This window comes from Martinezella lusitana (assembly GCF_016901135.1).
In the GTDB taxonomy this organism is placed as follows: Bacteria; Pseudomonadota; Alphaproteobacteria; order Rhizobiales; family Rhizobiaceae; genus Rhizobium; species Rhizobium lusitanum_D.
The window spans coordinates 1-18,331 of sequence record NZ_JAFEVL010000024.1 but is presented as its reverse complement, the minus strand read 5'-3'; the positions used below and the strand labels follow the sequence as shown (position 1 = coordinate 18,331).

At 55.4% G+C, this 18,331-nt stretch carries 17 protein-coding genes; 12 read left to right on the top strand and 5 right to left on the bottom strand.

All coding sequences use genetic code 11. The annotated features are described in order from the left end of the window. Positions 1 to 9 precede the first annotated feature (9 nt). The 4 genes from ehuA to ehuB form a co-directional block, all read right to left on the bottom strand. Entirely contained in the window at positions 10 to 825 is an 816-nt protein-coding gene (gene ehuA / locus JTP94_RS10225; RefSeq protein WP_281434790.1) for an ectoine/hydroxyectoine ABC transporter ATP-binding protein EhuA, read from the bottom strand. Then, positions 825 to 1,490: an ectoine/hydroxyectoine ABC transporter permease subunit EhuD gene (gene ehuD / locus JTP94_RS10220; RefSeq protein ID WP_204850388.1), complete on the bottom strand. Its 666-nt coding sequence runs from the start codon at positions 1,488 to 1,490 to the stop codon at positions 825 to 827. Before ehuD ends, ehuA begins: the two co-directional genes overlap by 1 nt. Before the next feature lie 3 nt (positions 1,491 to 1,493). Then, positions 1,494 to 2,159 (bottom strand): ectoine/hydroxyectoine ABC transporter permease subunit EhuC, encoded by a 666-nt coding sequence (gene ehuC, locus JTP94_RS10215; RefSeq protein WP_204850387.1) that lies wholly within the window; start codon positions 2,157 to 2,159, stop codon positions 1,494 to 1,496. A gap of 63 nt (positions 2,160 to 2,222) precedes the next feature. Beyond that, positions 2,223 to 3,068: an ectoine/hydroxyectoine ABC transporter substrate-binding protein EhuB gene (gene ehuB / locus JTP94_RS10210; RefSeq protein ID WP_246754785.1), complete on the bottom strand. Its 846-nt coding sequence runs from the start codon at positions 3,066 to 3,068 to the stop codon at positions 2,223 to 2,225. A 133-nt stretch (positions 3,069 to 3,201) separates the two neighbouring features. Here ehuB and JTP94_RS10205 point away from each other — a divergent pair, with 133 nt between their 5' ends. The 3 genes from JTP94_RS10205 to JTP94_RS10195 all read left to right on the top strand — a co-directional run bounded on the left by JTP94_RS10205 (position 3,202) and on the right by JTP94_RS10195 (position 6,117). Further along, a complete protein-coding gene (locus tag JTP94_RS10205; protein WP_246754784.1) occupies positions 3,202 to 4,437 on the top strand; it encodes a Xaa-Pro peptidase family protein in 1,236 nt (411 codons plus the stop codon). 62 nt (positions 4,438 to 4,499) lie between these two features. Then, positions 4,500 to 4,715, top strand: a complete 216-nt coding sequence (locus JTP94_RS10200) for a hypothetical protein (protein ID WP_204850386.1) — start codon at positions 4,500 to 4,502, stop codon at positions 4,713 to 4,715. Continuing rightward, positions 4,708 to 6,117: an amidase gene (locus tag JTP94_RS10195; RefSeq protein WP_204850385.1), complete on the top strand. Its 1,410-nt coding sequence runs from the start codon at positions 4,708 to 4,710 to the stop codon at positions 6,115 to 6,117. The genes JTP94_RS10200 and JTP94_RS10195 overlap by 8 nt, the downstream gene beginning before the upstream one ends. Before the next feature lie 328 nt (positions 6,118 to 6,445). Here JTP94_RS10195 and JTP94_RS10190 read toward each other — a convergent pair whose 3' ends face one another. Further along, positions 6,446 to 7,501 carry a GlxA family transcriptional regulator gene (locus JTP94_RS10190; RefSeq protein WP_246754782.1) on the bottom strand — a complete coding sequence of 352 codons (1,056 nt, stop codon included), beginning with the start codon at positions 7,499 to 7,501 and terminating at the stop codon, positions 6,446 to 6,448. A 121-nt stretch (positions 7,502 to 7,622) separates the two neighbouring features. Here JTP94_RS10190 and JTP94_RS10185 point away from each other — a divergent pair, with 121 nt between their 5' ends. The 9 genes from JTP94_RS10185 (at position 7,623) to JTP94_RS10145 (ending at position 17,111) form a co-directional block, all read left to right on the top strand. Further along, positions 7,623 to 8,861 (top strand): FAD-dependent oxidoreductase, encoded by a 1,239-nt coding sequence (locus JTP94_RS10185; protein WP_204850384.1) that lies wholly within the window; start codon positions 7,623 to 7,625, stop codon positions 8,859 to 8,861. 10 nt (positions 8,862 to 8,871) lie between these two features. Beyond that, positions 8,872 to 9,147 (top strand): sarcosine oxidase subunit delta, encoded by a 276-nt coding sequence (locus tag JTP94_RS10180; protein ID WP_204850383.1) that lies wholly within the window; start codon positions 8,872 to 8,874, stop codon positions 9,145 to 9,147. Beyond that, the gene (locus tag JTP94_RS10175) at positions 9,144 to 12,029 is read left to right on the top strand and encodes a 2Fe-2S iron-sulfur cluster-binding protein (protein WP_204850382.1); all 2,886 of its coding nucleotides are present in this window, start codon (positions 9,144 to 9,146) and stop codon (positions 12,027 to 12,029) included. The genes JTP94_RS10180 and JTP94_RS10175 overlap by 4 nt, the downstream gene beginning before the upstream one ends. Before the next feature lies 1 nt (position 12,030). Next, positions 12,031 to 12,654 carry a sarcosine oxidase subunit gamma gene (locus JTP94_RS10170; RefSeq protein ID WP_204850381.1) on the top strand — a complete coding sequence of 208 codons (624 nt, stop codon included), beginning with the start codon at positions 12,031 to 12,033 and terminating at the stop codon, positions 12,652 to 12,654. Next, positions 12,605 to 13,720, top strand: coding sequence for a low specificity L-threonine aldolase (locus JTP94_RS10165; protein ID WP_204850380.1), 1,116 nt, complete (start codon positions 12,605 to 12,607; stop codon positions 13,718 to 13,720). The genes JTP94_RS10170 and JTP94_RS10165 overlap by 50 nt, the downstream gene beginning before the upstream one ends. 58 nt (positions 13,721 to 13,778) lie before the next feature. Further along, on the top strand, positions 13,779 to 14,762 hold the full coding sequence (locus JTP94_RS10160) for a threonine/serine dehydratase (RefSeq protein ID WP_204850379.1): 984 nt from the start codon (positions 13,779 to 13,781) through the stop codon (positions 14,760 to 14,762). A 100-nt stretch (positions 14,763 to 14,862) separates the two neighbouring features. Continuing rightward, positions 14,863 to 15,747 carry a formyltetrahydrofolate deformylase gene (purU, locus tag JTP94_RS10155; protein ID WP_204850378.1) on the top strand — a complete coding sequence of 295 codons (885 nt, stop codon included), beginning with the start codon at positions 14,863 to 14,865 and terminating at the stop codon, positions 15,745 to 15,747. Continuing rightward, positions 15,744 to 16,655 carry a bifunctional methylenetetrahydrofolate dehydrogenase/methenyltetrahydrofolate cyclohydrolase FolD gene (gene folD, locus JTP94_RS10150; protein WP_204850377.1) on the top strand — a complete coding sequence of 304 codons (912 nt, stop codon included), beginning with the start codon at positions 15,744 to 15,746 and terminating at the stop codon, positions 16,653 to 16,655. Before purU ends, folD begins: the two co-directional genes overlap by 4 nt. An 18-nt stretch (positions 16,656 to 16,673) precedes the next feature. Continuing rightward, entirely contained in the window at positions 16,674 to 17,111 is a 438-nt protein-coding gene (locus JTP94_RS10145) for a RidA family protein (RefSeq protein WP_204850376.1), read from the top strand. Positions 17,112 to 18,331: the final 1,220 nt, after the last annotated feature.

Below are 18,331 nucleotides of genomic sequence, written 5' to 3'. Positions count from 1 at the left end.
GCTCTGATCTCAATCTGCCGCCTTTACCGCGCTCAAGAATTGCTGCGTCCGTTTGCTTTGCGGGTTTGTGAAGAGCTCATCGGGCGTGTTTTGCTCCTCGATCTTTCCGCCGTAGAAGAAGCAGATGCGGTCAGAGATGTCCCGAGCAAACCCCATCTGATGCGTGACCATTAGCATCGTCAGGTTATGCTTGGTAACAAGGTCTTTTATGACGTTCGTGACTTCGCCAATCACTTCCGGATCGAGCGCCGACGTTACCTCGTCAAATAGCATCACCTTTGGCCTCATCGCCAGAGCACGAGCTATCGCGACACGTTGCTGTTGGCCTCCGGACAGGCGCGCCGGATGCTGGTCCTTCTTCTCGATCATGCCAACCATCGAGAGAAGCTCTTCGGCGCGCTCTTTGGCCTCCCGTCGTGGAAGACCGAGAACTTGGACCGGTCCCTCCATACAGTTTTCGAGGGCGGTCATATGCGGAAACAGATTGAAGTGCTGGAAGCACATGCCGATAGAGGACCGCGCATGGCGAAGATATTTCGAGTCGGCTGGGACCAAGACACCGTTCTTCGGCATGTGGGTCAGCGGCTTGCCATCCACATAGATTACGCCGCCGTTTATGGTCTCCAGGGTCATCAGCATACGCAGGACTGTGGTTTTACCCGAACCTGAAGGCCCGATTACGGTCACCATTTCGCCAGAGGCGATGTCGAGATTGAGATTGTCGAGGACGACGAAGTCACCATAGGTCTTTCGTACGTTCATGAACCTCACCATGGGAATATCGGGTCCGGTGAGTTCGAGGGGAAATGACGAAAGATCTTGCATTAGTACATTCCTAGCTTGCGGCGGACCCATCCCTCGAAGCCGCGGATGAAGGCAGCGGAGAACAGCGAGATGATGAGAAAAACGAGGCCGACGATCGTGTAGGGTTCGAGATAGCGGTAGTTCTGACCACCGATTGCATTCGCGGTTTGCATCAGCTCCGCGACACCGATGACCGAAAGCATCGGTGTGTCCTTAAAAATGCTGATCAGATAGTTTCCCATGCCGGCGACCGATGGCGGCAGTGCCTGTGGCAAAACTATTCGACGATAGGTTTGTACAGTGGATAGGTTGATTGCGGTGCAGGCTTCCCACTGACCCTTCGATACCGACTCAATGCCGCCTCGGTAAACTTCGGACAGGTAAGCCGCGTAGTGAAGGCCGATCGCGATCATGCCAGCGACCCACGGGCTCAACGACATTCCGTATTCCGGACCTACATAGTATACAAAGAAAATCTGCAGAACGAGCGGCGTAGAACGAAGGAACTCGACCACCTCGCGCACAGAGACAGTCAGCGCACGAAACCTAGTCCGCTGGGCGATTGCAAACACCAACCCAAGAATTGCGGCGATTGCGTAGCCGATGCCAGCGGCCATCAGCGTATTGACGGTAGCCCAAAGCATCCGAGGGAGGATCTCGGCGGTAAATTGCCAGTCCCATTGCATAGCTCAGGCCCCCCCCATCCGACGCGCCATCAAATGCTCTAAGGATCGCATGAGCGGAGTGATGAGGAAGCGAGCGAAAACGTAATAAATGATGAGCGCCGTGCCGAATGTCCAAGTGGATAGATAAGTCGAACTGTTCAGTTGCCGTGACTCGAACATCAGATCCGGCACGGCAATGAGAGCTACAAGCGCGGTGCTTTTGAGCAGTTCGATGACAAGGTTACCCCAAGCCGGAAGCATGATGACAATTGCCTGCGGAACGATGATACGCCGCATCCGCTTAGCCGGGGACATCGATAGCGCATAAGATGCTTCCCACTGACCACGCGCTACGGATTTAATAGCGCCATGAACGAGCTGCGCTCCATACGCGCCGATATTGAGGCCTACCGCCAAAAAACCTGTGAGGAAGGGGTCCATGGTCACGCCAAAAAGCGGAAGCACGTAGAACAGCCAGAACAGCTGTACGAGAAGCGATGTTCCCCTGAAAAACTCTACGTAGACGACTGCCACGCCTTTCACGGCAACATTGGCTGACAATAGCATGAGGCCGAAGACGTGGGCGAGCACGGTGGCGAGGGCCAGCGAGCAAAGAAACTGTAGTCCGGTAATCAATGCCCCATCAATGAAGCGGTTACCGTATTCGGCGAGAAACGAGATGTAGGTCATTGCAGCTCACTTCAATAGTACGGGCGAGCTGCCCTTATAACAGCTCGCCCAACCTTGGGAGGTTTATCTGTTAGCGCAAATCCAATCTGTTTTCGCATCACCCGGGAGTTGGGCCTTCGTGTATTCAAACTTACCTACGGCCTCAAGCATTTCGGGCGTTCCAAGGTATTTTGCCTGTGCTTCGTTGTAAGCCTTGAGAAAGTCCTTGTCTTCCTTCTTGAAAGCGATCGCCACCCAGTTGAAAGTCGTTTCCGGTAGAGCAGCGGGATCGGTTACTTCAATTTCGCCACCAGAACTTTTCGCGAGATCTTTCATAGCGAAATCATTACCGGCGCCGGCGTCGGCACGACCGGCCTTCACCGCTGCAAGAACTTCCGTGAGGCTCGGCACCTGCATGATCTTGCTCTCTGCAACACCTTCTTTCATTGCTGCATCGGCATTCACAAAGCCTGCAACAGTTACCATCGTCGCATCTTTTTGCTTGATGTCCTGATAGTTTGTTATGCCCTTAGGGTTGCCCTTCTTTACGATGAAGGAGTCACCAAATTTTCCCATGGGCTCGGCGAAACTTACGTTTTTGCAGCGAGGAGCCGTGATGTACATGCCGCCGGTAATGATATCGAAACGACCCGCCTGAAGGCCGGGAATGAGCCCGCCCCAATCGGTGACGACGGGCTCAATGTTCGTATAACCCATCGATTTCAGAACGCCGAGAGCCAGCGCATTTGCGAAGCCCAGAGGCTCATTCTTTTCGCCAGGATAGGCCCACGGAATTTCATGAGCGAACCCGATGCGAATGGGCTTACCGGCCTTTGCGCTATCGGTAAGAGCGTCGGCATGAGCGGTTGCTGCGCCGACGAGCATCGTGGCGGCTGCGGCGACTGCAGCGAAGATTTTATTCATTTTCATGAGTTCCCCCATTTTTGGGCTTCGTGGCACAATTGCCATATTGGTGTACCACTCATTTTAGCGCAAAGGCAAGAAAAAGTTTCCTCGGTCCTGAATGCGGGGCAAATAGCCTACAGAATAGCCAATTGGCAAAATGTCTATTGCGATTTATGCGAAGCTTCGGTACCAAAAGGTATACCTATCATCAACGCCAACACCTGCGAGGTTCACGATGGCTTATGAAACGGCGTTCCCAAAAGACGAACTCGATCGGCGTATCGCCAAGGCTCGCAATGTGCTCGCCAAGAATAACCTCGATGGCATTTTGATCGCCGTCCCGGAAAACATCTATTATCTGACGGGCCTCGATCATTGGGGTTTCTTTGCGGCGCACGTTCTTGTTCTCAACCGGGATGGTGAGATGGCGCTTAGCTGCCGCGCGATGGAGCGGATCACAGTCGAAAATCAAGTCACGAACGCAAAGTTCTATGGCCACAAGGACCACGAAGAGCTCTCGGACTATGTCCACCAGGCGATGAAGGACCTTGGTCTCGCAGGCAAGCGCGTGGGGATTGAGAAGCGGAGCCTCTTCCTGACGCCACGCCACGCCGAGCGCATCCAAGACGACAAAACTGGCGTTCAGTGGGAGGATGCATCTGGTATCCTGGATGATATCCGTCTGATCAAGTCGCCACTTGAGATGGAATACACGCGCAAAGCGGCACACGCCGTTGACATGGGCACCTTGGCGGCAGTTGAGGCCGTTCATGATGGGGCATCAGACTACGAGGTGGCCGCAGCCTATCATAACAAGATGATCCTGGAGGGTAGCGAATATCCAGGATTTGGCCCCTTCATTCGTCCCACGAGCCGTCTCGGCGAAGAACACACAACCTGGCGCGGTGATGTGTTCCGCAATGGCGACGCGGTGTTCCTTGAAACCTGCGCAGCGTACCGGAAGTACCAGTCGCCGATGGGCCGGCTCGTTTACGTGGGAAGTGCGCCCAAGGGTGTAGAAGAATCTGCCGAACTCGCAATCCGCGGTATGAAGGCGATCTGCGAGGCGCTCAAACCTGGCGCCAAGGCCGGAGATGCCTACGATGCATGGCATGAAGTTGCCGCGAGTGCGGGCCTAGTCGATTATCATCGCCATCACTGCGGCTATCTCGTCGGTATCGGCTTCCCGCCGAGCTGGACGGGCGGTTCGATGGTTACGAGCCTGTTTCCGAAGTCCACGCGGAAGATCGAAGTCGGCATGGTCGTTCACGCCCATTCCTGGTTCACAGACACGAAGGTGGCCGACTATTTCATATCCAACACAGTCATGGTCACGGAGAACGGCGGAGAAATCCTCACCAACAAAACTCCCGAAACGCTGATTGTCCGCTAAGCTTTCAAGCGTGCGCCCGCGACGCGTGGGCGCATGCTGGCTGCTAACTCTGCGAGGACCAAATGCAGAAACTTCAAAAAGAAACCCTGATCGGCATATGCACGCAGATGGCCTCACACAGTTGGTCGGACGCGGAAATCAGCGAACTCGTGAATCCACAGTTGGGGATCATCACCGGATTCCAGGATCTGCTAAACGAGTTGGAACAGCTTCGAAAGATTGATCTCGGAACCATCCCTCCTGCAATGGGCGTCCAGGGCGCAGATTCAAATGACTGACGATATTGCATTCAAAGACGTGAAAGGCCTCAAACAACTGATTTCGGCCGGGCAAATTACGCCTGCAGAGCTTGTTGAGGTCTTCGCCGAGCGAATAGACCGATACAATCCTTTGTCAAAGGCATTTATCACGCCTACGATCGACGACGCCAAGAAACAGGCCGCGCGCCTTTCTCGCGAAGACCTAAGCGCATCGTCTTTCGCTGGAGTGCCCTACGCTTCAAAAGACCTGTTTGACGTTAAGGGCGTTCTCACTACCGCCGGCTCGCGTGTCTTTCACGATCGGGTAGCAGAGAGCGACGCTTATGCGATTGCAAAACTTCGTGCCGCCAACGCAGTTAGTTTAGGCAAGACTAATCTCCATGAGTTTGCATACGGTGCGACAGGCGAGAACGAGGTGTACGGCACCTGTGTGAATGCTTATGATCCCACTCGGCTCGCAGGCGGCTCGTCGAGCGGCTCAGCTGCCGCAGTGGCGTTCGGGCTCGTTCCCGCAGCACTTGGGACAGATACAGGCGGTTCCGTCCGCGCGCCTGCCGCGCTCAACGGTCTTGTAGGATTGAAGCCGACGATTGGTCGCATTCCCACGGCGGGCGTTGTGCCTTATTGCTGGACGCTCGACCATGTCGGCCTGATGACGCGGACGATCGCGGACTGCGCTGAACTATTGCGTATTGTTGCAGGCTACGATCCATCCGACCCGGCTTCGGTCAATCGGCCCGTGGACAACTATAGCGACGCTTTAGGACAGAGCGTTTCGGGTCTGCGAATCGGCATACCCAAAAACTTCTACTATGAGCGTGCCGACGGTGAGATCCTTGCCGCGTTAGAGTCCGTCAAGGAATATCTTGTCGGCGCTGGCGCAACGTTGGTGCCTGTCACCTTTCCAGACATGCAGCATAGCCGTACCGTCTCATTAACGGTTCAAATGCCTGAAGCGCTCAGCGCCCACTCAGCATATGTGCAGGAGCGGGGAGATCTCTATGGAGCAGACTTCCGCGCCGGTCTCGCACTCGGGCAATGCATTCTGGCTGAGCACTATGTTAAGGCGAAGCGGTTCGTCGAGCTCTATCGACAACAGACGAACAAGCTCTTCGACGATGTCGATCTTATCCTCACTCCCGCCACACCGGAGATTGCCCAAAAAGTAGGGACAGTCAAAGTGACAAGAAACGGTGTGAACGAAGCCATCGGCAACGCGATCACCCGCTATACTACCTTTTTCAACATGACGGGTCACCCGGCGTTGACAATGCCGTGTGCTATCCACACGGAGGGCCTGCCTATCGGGCTGCAGCTGGTCGGACGCTACTTCGACGAGTTAACGGTTTTTCGGGCTGCGCATGCAATTGAAAGAAGCGGCCGTTTCTCCATCCCTCTACCAAAGCTAGGTGTTCAGTAGCGCCTGGAGCTGGCTCGTCTCTCAGCCGGATGGGAACCGGCAGCATCATGTCTTTCGCCGAGCCCTATTGCGCGGCGAAGGAATTCCGGCTGCGGTGCGATTGATCGGCCCCCGCTTCGACGAAGACATTGTTCTGCATGTTGCGCGATCGCTTGAGCGGAGCTCGTTTCACGAGGCGCGCAAAAGCTAAAGGCGAAGTTATTCGCCGACAAGGCGTTATTTCGAACGCCCGAGCCCAACAGCTCGGGCGTCTGCCGTTTCCGGCTTGAGCCCGCCACACAAAACTTTCTAAGCTTCGAAGTCGCCCAGCCGTGGTTCCCGGCAGAAGCTACATCGTACGCAAGACTGTCATATTCTTTCGACTATCGGCACGCCGGCGCCGCGGTGTGGAGTTGAACTGCTCGCGGAACGTTCGGGAAAAATGCGACAGGCTCGAAAATCCGGCGGCTATCGCGACCTCAGTTATAGGCAATGTCGATTGCTGTAGCAGTTCATTTGCTTTTTCCAAGCGCATCTTTCGATAGAATTGCATGATTGGTTCACCAATCTGCTCTGTGAAAAGTCGTTGCAACTGCCTCGAACTCAGACCGGAAAGGTCAGCTATCTGTTGCTCATTCAAGGGGTCAGCGATATGGCTCGCCATCAAATTAGTCGCCGCGATCAGCGCAGGGTGAGTGATATTCAATTGCTGAGCAAGGGTCGCGCGCTGGGGCTCGTCCGCGAGACGCATCTGTGTGTGAATAAACCAGTCGCTCACCGACCGCGCGAACACCGTTCCATGCTCTGAAGCGACAATCGCAAGCATCATATCAAGCGCTGCTACACCTCCAGCGCAGGTGTACCGGTCCCTGTCGATCACGAAAAGCCGGCGTTCAATCAGCAGGGCTGATGATAGCTCCTCGAGCGCCTCGATATGTTGCCAATGAACTGCAAATCGCCGGTTTTCCAATAAACCAAATCTGGCCAGAATCGCTGCTCCACCAGAAATACCACCGAGCTTCACCTTGTTTGCATTGAGCTTCCGGAGATATCGACCCAGATCAGGGTCTTCATAGCTCATCGGGTTTCCGCCCGCGACCACGAAAACGAGATCGAAATCAGATCCTGCCCCTGCCATTGTAAGCGTTTCAAACCCGCCACCAGCCGTAGATTTGGCCAATCCTCCTTCCGCAGAAACAAAGCTGATCTCGTACAGTTTTTTTCCCGCCAGATGATTGGCTGCTCGCAGTGGCTCCACTGCCGAAGCCGTGGCCATAAGTGAGTAACCCGTTGTCAGAATAAATGCCAAACGCATCACGTGGTGTACCTCAAAACCGCTAAAAGCGACAATTGCTGTTGCTTCCTCCAGAAATGGCAAATTATCTATAGTTTGCGTCTTATTCATGCAAATCATCTTTTTAAGGTATGCCAATCTGGTTTTCAGGATGTGGATGGTGTCAGCGCGGTCTTTACCCCTGGCGCGCAAGCGACGTTCACACATGCCACCACGAAACAGGACCTTGGTTATGGTGTTTGCCCTTCTTAAGTATGGCTTTTCGAAGCGGTACCCAGCCCGCCAGGAAATCCCCGTCACTCCTGATTTGAAAGCTCACTACGACGTGGTGATCATCGGAGGCGGGGGGCACGGTGCGTCTCTTGCGTACCACTTGGCCAAGCACCACAACATTCGCAATGTCGCAATCCTTGAGAAAGGCTACCTTGGTGGGGGTAACACCGCCCGAAACACGACTGTAATTCGATCGAACTACACGGATCAACGTTCGATCAAGTTCTACGCCAAGTCGCTAAGATTGTATGAGTCGCTCTCCAACGAGCTGGACTATAATATGATGTACTCCAGACGAGGGCAGCTCACACTGTCTCACTCAGACGGGGTCTCACGATCACTACGATTGCGCGCGGACGCCGGCGTTTTCTGCGGTGAAGCAAACGAGATACTTGATCGAAAGCAGATCAAAGAGCTTGTTCCCTCTCTCAATCTCGACATTAAAGGCATGCCCATCCTTTCCGGGCTTTGGCATCGGAACGCCGCTATCGCCCGGCACGACGCGGTGGTTTGGGGGTACGCGATTAGAGCGTGCGAGCGTGGCGTTGAGCTCCACCAGCGTACCGAAGTCCTTGGCATGGACGTTGCGAACAATAATGTGACGCGCATCCGGACTAACCGCGGCGATATCTCCGCTGGGCTCGTGGTGCAATGTGTTGCAGGCTATTCCTCCGTCGTCGCAAAGATGGTTGGCTTGAAGTTGCCAATACGAAGCTATCCGCTCCAGGCAATGGTGACCCATCCGATCAAGCCGTTCCTTGATCCGATGGTCTCTTCCACCGCGCTGCACTGCTACATCTCCCAATCAGCCAGAGGTGAACTCGTCATCGGCGGCGGTTCCGATCCTTATGAACTCTACAACACCCGATCGACCCTCGAACTTAAGGAGGGGCTTGCCGCCTCGGCTTTGGAACTGTTCCCATTTATCGGAGAGCTGAAGGTCTTGCGTCAATGGGCAGGTATTACCGACATGACGCCTGATTACAGTCCAATCATGGGTCAGAGCCCTCTTGCAAATTACTGGTTGGACGCCGGATGGGGAACATGGGGCTTCAAGGCGACGCCCGCCAGTGGCTTCTTCCTGGCGAAGGCCATCGCTGACAATCGTGTCCCAGAGGAAATCCTCCCATTCCAGTTGGATCGTTTCGAACGCTTTGACCTGGTCAACGAAATGGGCGCTACGGCCGCAAGCCACTGAGGAGCCTTACATGAAAATCATGACATGCCCTCTCAATGGGCCGCGAAACATAACCGAGTTCCAGTGCCATGGCGAAGTCCATCTGCACGTCGATCCGATCCAGGCGAGCGACAAGCAGTGGTCGGATTACCTCTGGATGTCGAACAACTCAGCTGGCGTCGTACGCGAGTGGTGGTGCCATACACCCACGAACCTCTGGTTCCTCGCCGAGCGAAATACCGTGACCGACGAGATACTTGCCACCTTCGCCGTGCCTGCTGACGGTCCTTTGGGAGAGGTTAAATGAATAAGCCAAGACTGAGGCAGGGACTGCTGATCGACGGATCGAAAAAGATCCGCTTCACGTTCGATGACAGAGAATACGAAGGCGTTGCGGGGGACACTGTCGCGTCGGCGCTTGCCGCGAACGACGAATGGATACTGTCGAGGTCGTTCAAATATCATCGGCCGCGGGGCATACTGACGATGGCCGCGCAAGACTCAAACACACTTGTACAGATCGGCAACGACGTAAGCGTCTTCGCGGATCGCCATCCGATTTCAGAAGGGCTCGCCGTTCGAGCGCAGAATGTCAGCCACTCGGCCCGCAGGGACAGTGGATTCGCGATGAACCGATTGTCGCGATTCATGCCTGTTGGGTTTTACTACCGAACCTTCTTTAAGCCAAAGGGCATCTGGGAGCGGGTTTGGGAGCCGCGGATTCGGGCAAGGGCGGGCTTGGGCAAGCTGGACACCACCAAGGCCACAGAAGGATATTACGACAAGGCCTACGGCTGGTACGATATATTTGTGGTCGGAGCCGGGCCTGCAGGTCTGGCTGCGGCGATCGCTGCGGCCGATGCTGGCGCTTCTGTTCTGGTAGTTGATGAGAACCCAGTGATTGGAGGAGCGCTTACCTATGCGCGCGTCGAGACGGACCGCGACCTTGTTCGGGAGGCCACCGATCATCCAGGGATCGAAATTTGGACGAGCGCTACCTGCAACGCCTGGTACGCGGACAACTGGCTTCCTGTCATCCGTGGCAACCGACTGTACAAGCTCCGGGCGAAGCAGGTCATCCTCGCCACGGGCATGATCGAACAACCATCGCAGTTTCGCAACAACGACCTGCCCGGCATTATGCAGGGGTCGGCAGCTCAACGGCTCATGAAGCTTTTCGGTGTTAAACCAGGAAAGCGCGCAGTTGTGCTTGCCTCGAATGATGATGCTTACGGTGTCGCGCTGGATCTTCTCGATGCTGGCGTGAGGCTCGCTGCTGTCTGCGACCTTCGCAAGAGCGTCGTCGATGGACCAAATCGCGAAGAGTTGAAGTCGCGAAAGGTTGAAGTACTTGATGGCTGGTGCGTCTGGGATGCCATGCCTGCCGTCGGCCACAGGCATGTCCAAGCGGTCGAGCTTGCTGAGCTCGATGGGTCCGGAACTGCTAGCAAGATCCGACTCCGGTTGGACTGTGATCTTGTGTGTATGTCGGTTGGATATGCGCCTGCCTATCAACTGCCGCTTCAGGCCAAAGGCAAGTTGGCCTATGACGACATCTCTGCCCAATTCACCATCCAAGGGCAAGACGAAGGCGTGCTACTGACAGGTTCTGTCGACGGCTTCTTCGATATCGAATCCTGTATCGCCGATGGGTTTGCGCAAGGTGCGCAGGCGGCTGCCAATTGTGGCCTGTCGGTTGGAGATCGGCCAGCGCGCCCGACGCGCACTCCAGTGTCGCCCAACCATCCGCGTCCAATCTTTCCGCACCCGGCTGGCAAAGATTTCGTCGATTTCGATGAAGACCTGCAGATCAAGGATATCAAGAACGCGGTCGCGGATGGGTATCGCGAGCTTGAACTTGTCAAGCGTTTCTCCACAGTTGGAATGGGTCCAAGCCAGGGGCGCCATGCCGCACTGGCTACAGCAATGTTGGTAGCAAAGGAAACGGGTCGCACGATTAGCGAGGTCGGTGTGACGACAGCGCGGCCTCCGGTCACGACCGAAAAGATTGCGACTCTGGCTGGTCGGAAGTTCACCCCCATGCGCCGGACGCCGATGCATGAGCAGCATAGCGCAGAAGGAGCTTCCTGGCTTCTCGCCGGAAACTGGATGCGACCGGCCTTTTACGGAACTGGACCTGACGACAAAAACATTATTGCTGACGAAGTGCGCAACGCGCGCAACAACGTCGGTATGATCGATGTATCGACGCTGGGCGGCTTGGATATACGCGGCCCGGATGCTGCCGAGTTTCTGAACCGCATGTACACATTCGCTTATGCGAAGCTTCCGGTCGGCAAGACGCGCTATCTTCTCATGACGAACGAAGCCGGCGCTGTCATTGACGACGGCGTGGCATGCCGGAGAGGCGAGCATTACTTTTATGTCACCGCTACTACGACCGGTGTCGATCGCATTTATCGCAACATGCTGTGGTGGAATGCCCAGTGGCGGCTTGATGTAGACATTGCAAACGTCACTGCGGCGTATGCAGGGGTAAATCTTGCAGGCCCCAACGCCCGAAAGGTGCTTGAAAAGCTAACGGAGGACATTGACGTATCGTCTGAGCAGTTTCCCTATCTCGCCTACCGCGAGGGTAAAGTCGCTGGAATCCCTGCGCGGGTGTTCCGTGTCGGTTTTATCGGAGAGTTGGGCTATGAGATTCATGTTCCTTCACGCTACGGCGCGGCCCTTTGGCGTGCGATAAAAGAAGCGGGCCAGGAATACCGGATCAAGCCGTTTGGTCTCGAAGCGCAGCGTGTCATGCGGCTTGAAAAGGGTCATGTCATCATCGGACAAGACACGGACGGTATGACGACGCCCGAAGAACTCGACATGAGCTGGGCCGTCGCGAACTCCAAGCCCTTTTTCATTGGCAAACGCAGTCTTGAGATCCGCGGAAAGACTTTGTCGAACCGTAAGCTCGTCGGCTTTACTCTTGACCGAATTCCTGCGTCAGGCTTGCAGGAATCTAATCTGGTCGTGAAAGACGGGCAGATCGCCGGCTTCATCACGTCTCTCACCAACTCTCCGAGTCTCTCAAAGGTCATTGGGCTCGCTTACGCCGACCGGGCCGACGCGGATCTCGGGAGCCGTATCACGCTCCGCTCGATCGACGGCAGCCAGCATCAGGCCCAGGTCGTCGACCCGCACTTCTATGATCCCGACAACAAGCGACAGGAGATGTAAAATGGCTGCGATCGCAAAAAGCCCTTTCGCTCATCGGATCGGGCAAAGTCGTGCTCTCCGCCAACCCGAAAACGTGGTCATTCATGATCTGACGCCTATCGGACGGACTGGATTCAAGGGTGTCGGAACGGGTGAGTGGCTTGCATCCAAGCTCTCCGTTCTCCCGGAGCGACCGAACAGAGCGGTCACGCTTTCCGACGGCACTGTGGTTGCTCGGCTCGGGAAGGAAGAGTACCTCGTTCTAGACGGCCGTGCCTCCTCCAGCGGTGTCGCAGCCGAACTTGAGGCATCCTGGGCCGCAGAGAGTGCTAGCGGCGCGGTTCGCATGGGCTATCCACTGCCGCGTGCTGACAGCCATAGCTGGCTTTTCCTCGAAGGCGTCCGTGTTCGGGACATGATGTCAAAGATCTGCGGCGTCGATCTTCGTGACGCGAGTTTTCCTCAAGGTGAAACCGCGCAAACAATCGTTGCACGGATCGGGGCTGTTATCATCCGGGAAATCGGAGGCGCGCCTGAAGGACTCCACCTTCTCACCGACTTTGCTTCTGCCGACTACCTCTGGGAAGTGCTGGAAGATGCGTCTGCCGAATATGGCGGCGGTTTTGCTCCGGCCGGGAGGAAGTGAAATAGCCACCTATCACTTCAATTCGGACAACGGGGCACCCGTTTGTGACCAGGTCATGAGTGCCGTGTTGCGCTGCAACCAGGGCACGGAAACCGCCTATGGCGCGGATCACCTCACGGCAGGACTTAGCACTGCCTATGGCGAGTTTTTCGAGCGCGAGTCTTTTGTGTTTCCCGTAGCGACAGGCACTGATGGCAACGGTCTCGCGCTTGGAGCCATCACGCCACCCTATGGCACCATTGTCTGCCATGAAAGCTCGCATATCGTAACGACGGAAGGCGGTGCACCCGAATTCTACAGCGGTGGTGGCCGGATGACACTTCTCCAGGGCGAACACAATAAGATATCGTCCGCGAGCTTGGAAGAGGCATTGCGAAAGCACGGGATCGGCAATGTCCATCACATGGCGGCAAGTGCCATCAGCGTCACGCAGGCGACCGAAGCGGGTGTTCTCTACGAAACAGGCGAACTCAGCGAGTTGAGCGAAATCGCTCATAGAGCGGGTCTGAAGGTTCACCTTGATGGCGCAAGGATCTCGAACGCTTTGGTCAGTTCAGGTGTCACTCCCGCCGAAATGACCTGGAAGGCCGGTGTCGACATCCTGACGTTCGGCACGACCAAAAACGGTACAATGAACGCGGAAGCGGTCATCACCTTTGACCCTGGGATCGCCAGAGTGCTTGGGTTCCTGCACAAGCGCGCGGGACATCTGTTCTCGAAGATGCGCTACATGTCCGCGCAGCTTCTGAGCTTTCTTGACAATGATCTTTGGCGTACCAATGCGCTTCAAGCAAACAAAAATGCCGCCCGAATCGAGGCAGCACTAAAGCGATGCGCATGTGTTGAATTTGCTCATCCAGTGCAGATCAACGAGTTGTTCGTGTTCCTGCCTCGACGTCTTTCAGAATCTCTTCGACAGAGAGGGTTTCACCTCCGGCCATGGGATCTAGGGGAGGGTCGTGACGGATTTCGACTGGTCATGTCGTATTGCGACAAAGCTGAAGAAATCCAACGCTTCGAAGACACCTGCAACGAGTACGCCTCTTCAAGCGACGTTGCCGATTAGGCGGCTTCGGCTCGACATGTTTTGACTAACAGTCAGCCTAATTACAGAAAGTACGAGAATGCTTGATTTCGAGATGATCGCCAAGGCTGCGCGCACCCTCAAGGGAGTGACGCGTGTAACGCCTTTACTTGAATCTGAACTCCTGAATAGGAGGATCGGTTTCCGATTACTGGTCAAGGCAGAATGCCTGCAGCGAACCGGATCGTTTAAGATTAGGGGTGCATATGTAAAAATTGCCTCCCTTACTAAAGAGGAACGGGCAGCCGGGGTCGTCGCGTTTTCATCTGGAAACCACGCTCAGGGAGTAGCTGCCGCAGCTTCGGAACTTGGAGTAAACTCCACGATAGTCATGCCGGATGATGCGCCTGCGGTGAAATTACGCAACACCGCTGAGTACGGTGCAAAGGTCGTTACCTACGACAGAATTACGGGTGACAGGGCTAAGATCGCCCGTGATATCGCCGACGAGACCGGAGCGGTGCTCGTACCTCCCTATGACGACTATGTCCTGATGTCTGGACAAGGCACAATCGGGCTGGAGATCGCAAATCAGTTAACGCAGCGCAACATTACAGCGGATGCATTGATATGTCCTGTTGGTGGAGGCGGTCTGATAGCCGGAGTCGCGACGGCGATGGCTCACGAGTCTCCTAAAACAGTGATTTACACAGCCGAGCCTGAACATTTCGACGATACTCGAAGATCTCTCCTTGTTGGTGACCGTGTTGCGAACGAGCCTGGCCATAGTTCGATTTGCGATTCCATCGTAACGCAAATCCCAGGGGAAAAAACTTTTCCGATCAACAAAGCGCTGGTCGCAGAGGGGTTTGCTGTGTCGGAGGCTGACGTCATTCGTGCCATGCGGACGCTTGCTGACGATCTAAAACTTGTTGTTGAGCCCGGCGGCGCGGCAGCGGCGGCTGCAGCCTTGCGCGACCACGAGACTTGGAAGGGCAAAACAGTCATCGTCGTCGTCTCTGGCGGTAATGCGGACCTCGATACGTGGCGATCATATCTCAACTCTTCCGACGGCCTTCGTTAGAACCCGAAGCTGTCCCGAAGCCTCCGCCAAATAGATAAAAAGCTTTTCAACGCGCTTCCAGCAGATCGGTTGTCGGCTTGAAAACTAAAGAAGGTGTGCAATGACCACTTATATCCTAACCGCAACATGCCAATCCAAGAGAGGGATCGTCGCCGCATTGTCGGGTTTGCTTTCCGAGAAGGGCTGTAATATCGTCGACAGCTCGCAATTTGATGACCTAAGCACTGGACGCTTTTTTATACGGACGTCCTTCGTCTCGGAGGAAGGTGCGACCGCCGAAGAGCTGACAAAAGCGCTTGCTCCGATCGCCGAGAAGTTCGAGATGGAGGCTGAGCTTCATATTCACACCCAGAGAATGAAGGTTCTCCTGATGGTGTCGAGGTTCGGACACTGCCTCAACGATCTGCTTTACCGCTGGCGTATTGGTGCGCTTCCAATTGACATCGTCGGGGTGGTCTCAAACCATTTCGACTATCAAAAAGTTGTCGTCAATCACGACATTCCTTTCCATCACATCAAGGTCACTAAAGAGAACAAGCCTAAAGCCGAAGCTCAGATTATGGATCTTGTCGAGCAGACTGGGACCGAGCTAATCGTGTTGGCCCGCTACATGCAGGTTCTTTCCGACGCCATGTGCCAAAAGATGTCGGGAAAGATCATTAATATTCATCACTCCTTCCTGCCGAGTTTCAAGGGAGCCAATCCCTACAAACAGGCTTATGAGCGTGGTGTGAAACTCATAGGTGCAACCGCGCACTACGTCACTGCCGACCTCGATGAGGGGCCGATCATCGAGCAGGACACAGCTCGCATCACCCACGCCCAAAGCGCCGAGGACTATGTTTCCATCGGTCGCGATGTCGAAAGTCAGGTGCTGGCCCGCGCCATCCACGCGCACATCCATCACAGGGTATTCTTGAACGGCAATCGAACGGTGGTGTTTCCAGCCAGCCCTGGCAGCTTTGCATCGGAACGCATGGGATGACTGGCGCGACAATTATTGACGGAAAGTCTGTTGCGGCCTCGGTAATCGATGCGGTGAAGGCTGCGGCCGCCACACTCGAAAAGGAGACCGGCGCCCGAACGGGATTAGCTGTGGTTATCGTCGGAGATGACCCAGCAAGTCATACCTACGTTAGTGCGAAAAGCCGTATGGCGAAAGAATGCGGGTTCGCATCTGCGCAGCACACGTTGCCGGCTGACACGACACAGCAGCAGCTCCTAACCCTGATTGAGTCTCTCAACGCTGATACAGAGGTTCACGGCATTCTGGTTCAACTGCCGCTCCCGAAGCATTTGAACAGTGATGCGATCATTCAGGCTATCCTGCCGGAGAAGGATGTCGACGGTCTACACGTAGTCAATGCCGGCAAGCTGGCGACAGGCGATCTGAAAAGCGGAATGATATCGTGCACACCCGCTGGTGCAATGGTGTTCGTGCGCCGCATCCACGGTGATGATCTCTCGGGTCTCAACGCAGTTGTCATTGGTCGTTCCAATCTCTTTGGTAAGCCAATGGCCCAGTTGTTGCTAAACGCCAACGCGACTGTAACGATTGCGCACTCCAAGACAAAAGAGTTGGCCGCCATTTGCAGAAGAGGGGACATTCTCGTTGCAGCTGTCGGCCGTCCGCAGATGGTCAAGTCTGATTGGGTGAAGCCGGGTGCGACCGTGATCGATGTCGGTATCAACCGGGTTGAAGCCCCGGAAAAAGGTGAGGGCAAAACCCTCCTCGTCGGTGACGTGGCATTCGAGGAAGTCGCAAGCATTGCCGGCGTTATCACGCCCGTCCCCGGCGGGGTCGGCCCAATGACAATAGCAATGCTCATCGCGAATACTGTCGCAGCGTCGCATCGAGCGGTCGGAAGGAAATTTGAGCTGAGATCATTCTGAGTTCAAGAGGAGATACATATGCAAATTCAACCGGAAACCGGCACTCCTGTCGCTCAAGGCAACTATGTGGTCGCAAAACGTCATCGCGACATCGTTTACACCTCAGGCATGACCCCCCGATTTCAAGGCGCGCTAGTGCGGACCGGCACGGTCACATGTGATGACGACCTTAATGATTATAAGGAGGCAGTCGAACTCGCGACATCGAATGCCCTCAAAGCGGCCGGTAGTGTGTTGGGGCCAGGCGAGAGGTTATCGGAAGTCCTGACCATGACTGTGTTCATTGCGGCCTCTCAAGATTTTCGGGAGCATTCCCGTCTGGCGGACTTTGCCTCGAACTTCCTCCTGGCGAAACTTGGAGAAGAGGCTGTTGGGACGCGCGCGGCGGTCGGTGTGAGCTCCTTGCCCGGCGGGTCAATGGTCGAAATCCAGATGACCGTTATCGTCTCGCTGTGAGCGGGGATTATTCATCGGATATTCCAGTCACAGTGTCACAGTGTGCCAGCCATCGAACTCAGCCAAGAAAATCTTTCGGCTCCGCGATACAGAACCCGCTATGTCTCCCGACTTTGCCAAAGGCACTCATTGCAGCGGTGACGTTCACGTCCTCTCAATGGCTCACTTCTGGAAGTCGAACAATGCCGAGAATTCCTCGACGTGTGGGCTCAAAGCTTCGTATGCGCTAAGTGCTGACCCGAAACCACGTGGTTACGTCCTCAATATCTTATGGCGATTTTGGCGCCAGTCATCCTCGCGCCCGAATTGTGCCGATCGACGACGATTTATATTTCCTGGAGTCTTACCGATCCCGCCCTCGACGTGCGTCGCGTCGTCCACTACAGCCTTAGGAACAACTCGCGCTCTTCGTCCCGCGACATCTCTAGGTACAACTCCATCGCCGCTTTGGTGAACGACTGCGAACACGCGCGAGCCTCCCGCCAGACACTCAGTTCGTCGTGGCTTACTTCCGTGTCCGGCAGAAATTCTCCGGGCGGGTATTGGTTCGTGCGAAGGATAGTGCCGCACATGTCAAGCGCGAGCCTGATAGCCGCAATGTCTGCGTGACCGAACATCATTTTCCAGGCGTATTCGGACCGGAGGTAGACGCGAAAACCAAGGTCTCTCTGGTATGCCAAAATATGCGTTCCGCACGGACGGCAGCATTGCCGGGAACGACTTCCTGGATATGAGCAAGGAGAGGTCGGAGCCTGCGGGGGAAAGGAACTCGCAGCAACGACAGAATTCTGTCGAATTCCGGAAGGATTGCGATGCCCTTCTCGACCCGTTGCGCTCGCGCGCTGCTTACCAGCCCGAAGATGATCTGCCTGGCCATAGACCGGACAGCCTCCCTCGTGAGGGTGGATCCCGCCAATTCCTCCGGGCAGAAAGCCGAATGTACGATCCTTCCTAACGGGACTTGCGATACCCACGTCGTCCGACCGAGGTTATTGCCGACCAAAATGGTTAGCGGCTCCTCTCTGCCAACGTGATCGTTCATGAACTGATGTCCCAGAGGCAGGTCAGAGGTTCTCTAGTTCGGCTAGTCAACCGTAAGCGCTCATTTCGCTGCGCGTTGACGCAGTGGATTGTGAGGCCCGCAGCGGCTTATGCGGCAGTGGATTTGGCGAAGTTAAATGGGAGCAGATCGTCGATATTTGCGCCGTCCGGACGCTGCG

Excerpts from the sequence above, each read along its gene's own strand:
- ehuA (WP_281434790.1), bottom strand. The coding sequence starts at position 825 with ATGCAAGATCTTTCGTCATTTCCCCTCGAACTCACCGGACCCGATATT.
- ehuD (WP_204850388.1), bottom strand. The coding sequence starts at position 1,490 with ATGCAATGGGACTGGCAATTTACCGCCGAGATCCTCCCTCGGATGCTT.
- ehuC (WP_204850387.1), bottom strand. The coding sequence starts at position 2,159 with ATGACCTACATCTCGTTTCTCGCCGAATACGGTAACCGCTTCATTGAT.
- ehuB (WP_246754785.1), bottom strand. The coding sequence starts at position 3,068 with ATGAAAATGAATAAAATCTTCGCTGCAGTCGCCGCAGCCGCCACGATG.
- JTP94_RS10205 (WP_246754784.1), top strand. The coding sequence starts at position 3,202 with ATGTCTATTGCGATTTATGCGAAGCTTCGGTACCAAAAGGTATACCTA.
- JTP94_RS10200 (WP_204850386.1), top strand. The coding sequence starts at position 4,500 with ATGCAGAAACTTCAAAAAGAAACCCTGATCGGCATATGCACGCAGATG.
- JTP94_RS10195 (WP_204850385.1), top strand. The coding sequence starts at position 4,708 with ATGACTGACGATATTGCATTCAAAGACGTGAAAGGCCTCAAACAACTG.
- JTP94_RS10190 (WP_246754782.1), bottom strand. The coding sequence starts at position 7,501 with ATGAATAAGACGCAAACTATAGATAATTTGCCATTTCTGGAGGAAGCA.
- JTP94_RS10185 (WP_204850384.1), top strand. The coding sequence starts at position 7,623 with ATGGTGTTTGCCCTTCTTAAGTATGGCTTTTCGAAGCGGTACCCAGCC.
- JTP94_RS10180 (WP_204850383.1), top strand. The coding sequence starts at position 8,872 with ATGAAAATCATGACATGCCCTCTCAATGGGCCGCGAAACATAACCGAG.
- JTP94_RS10175 (WP_204850382.1), top strand. The coding sequence starts at position 9,144 with ATGAATAAGCCAAGACTGAGGCAGGGACTGCTGATCGACGGATCGAAA.
- JTP94_RS10170 (WP_204850381.1), top strand. The coding sequence starts at position 12,031 with ATGGCTGCGATCGCAAAAAGCCCTTTCGCTCATCGGATCGGGCAAAGT.
- JTP94_RS10165 (WP_204850380.1), top strand. The coding sequence starts at position 12,605 with ATGCGTCTGCCGAATATGGCGGCGGTTTTGCTCCGGCCGGGAGGAAGT.
- JTP94_RS10160 (WP_204850379.1), top strand. The coding sequence starts at position 13,779 with ATGCTTGATTTCGAGATGATCGCCAAGGCTGCGCGCACCCTCAAGGGA.
- purU (WP_204850378.1), top strand. The coding sequence starts at position 14,863 with ATGACCACTTATATCCTAACCGCAACATGCCAATCCAAGAGAGGGATC.
- folD (WP_204850377.1), top strand. The coding sequence starts at position 15,744 with ATGACTGGCGCGACAATTATTGACGGAAAGTCTGTTGCGGCCTCGGTA.
- JTP94_RS10145 (WP_204850376.1), top strand. The coding sequence starts at position 16,674 with ATGCAAATTCAACCGGAAACCGGCACTCCTGTCGCTCAAGGCAACTAT.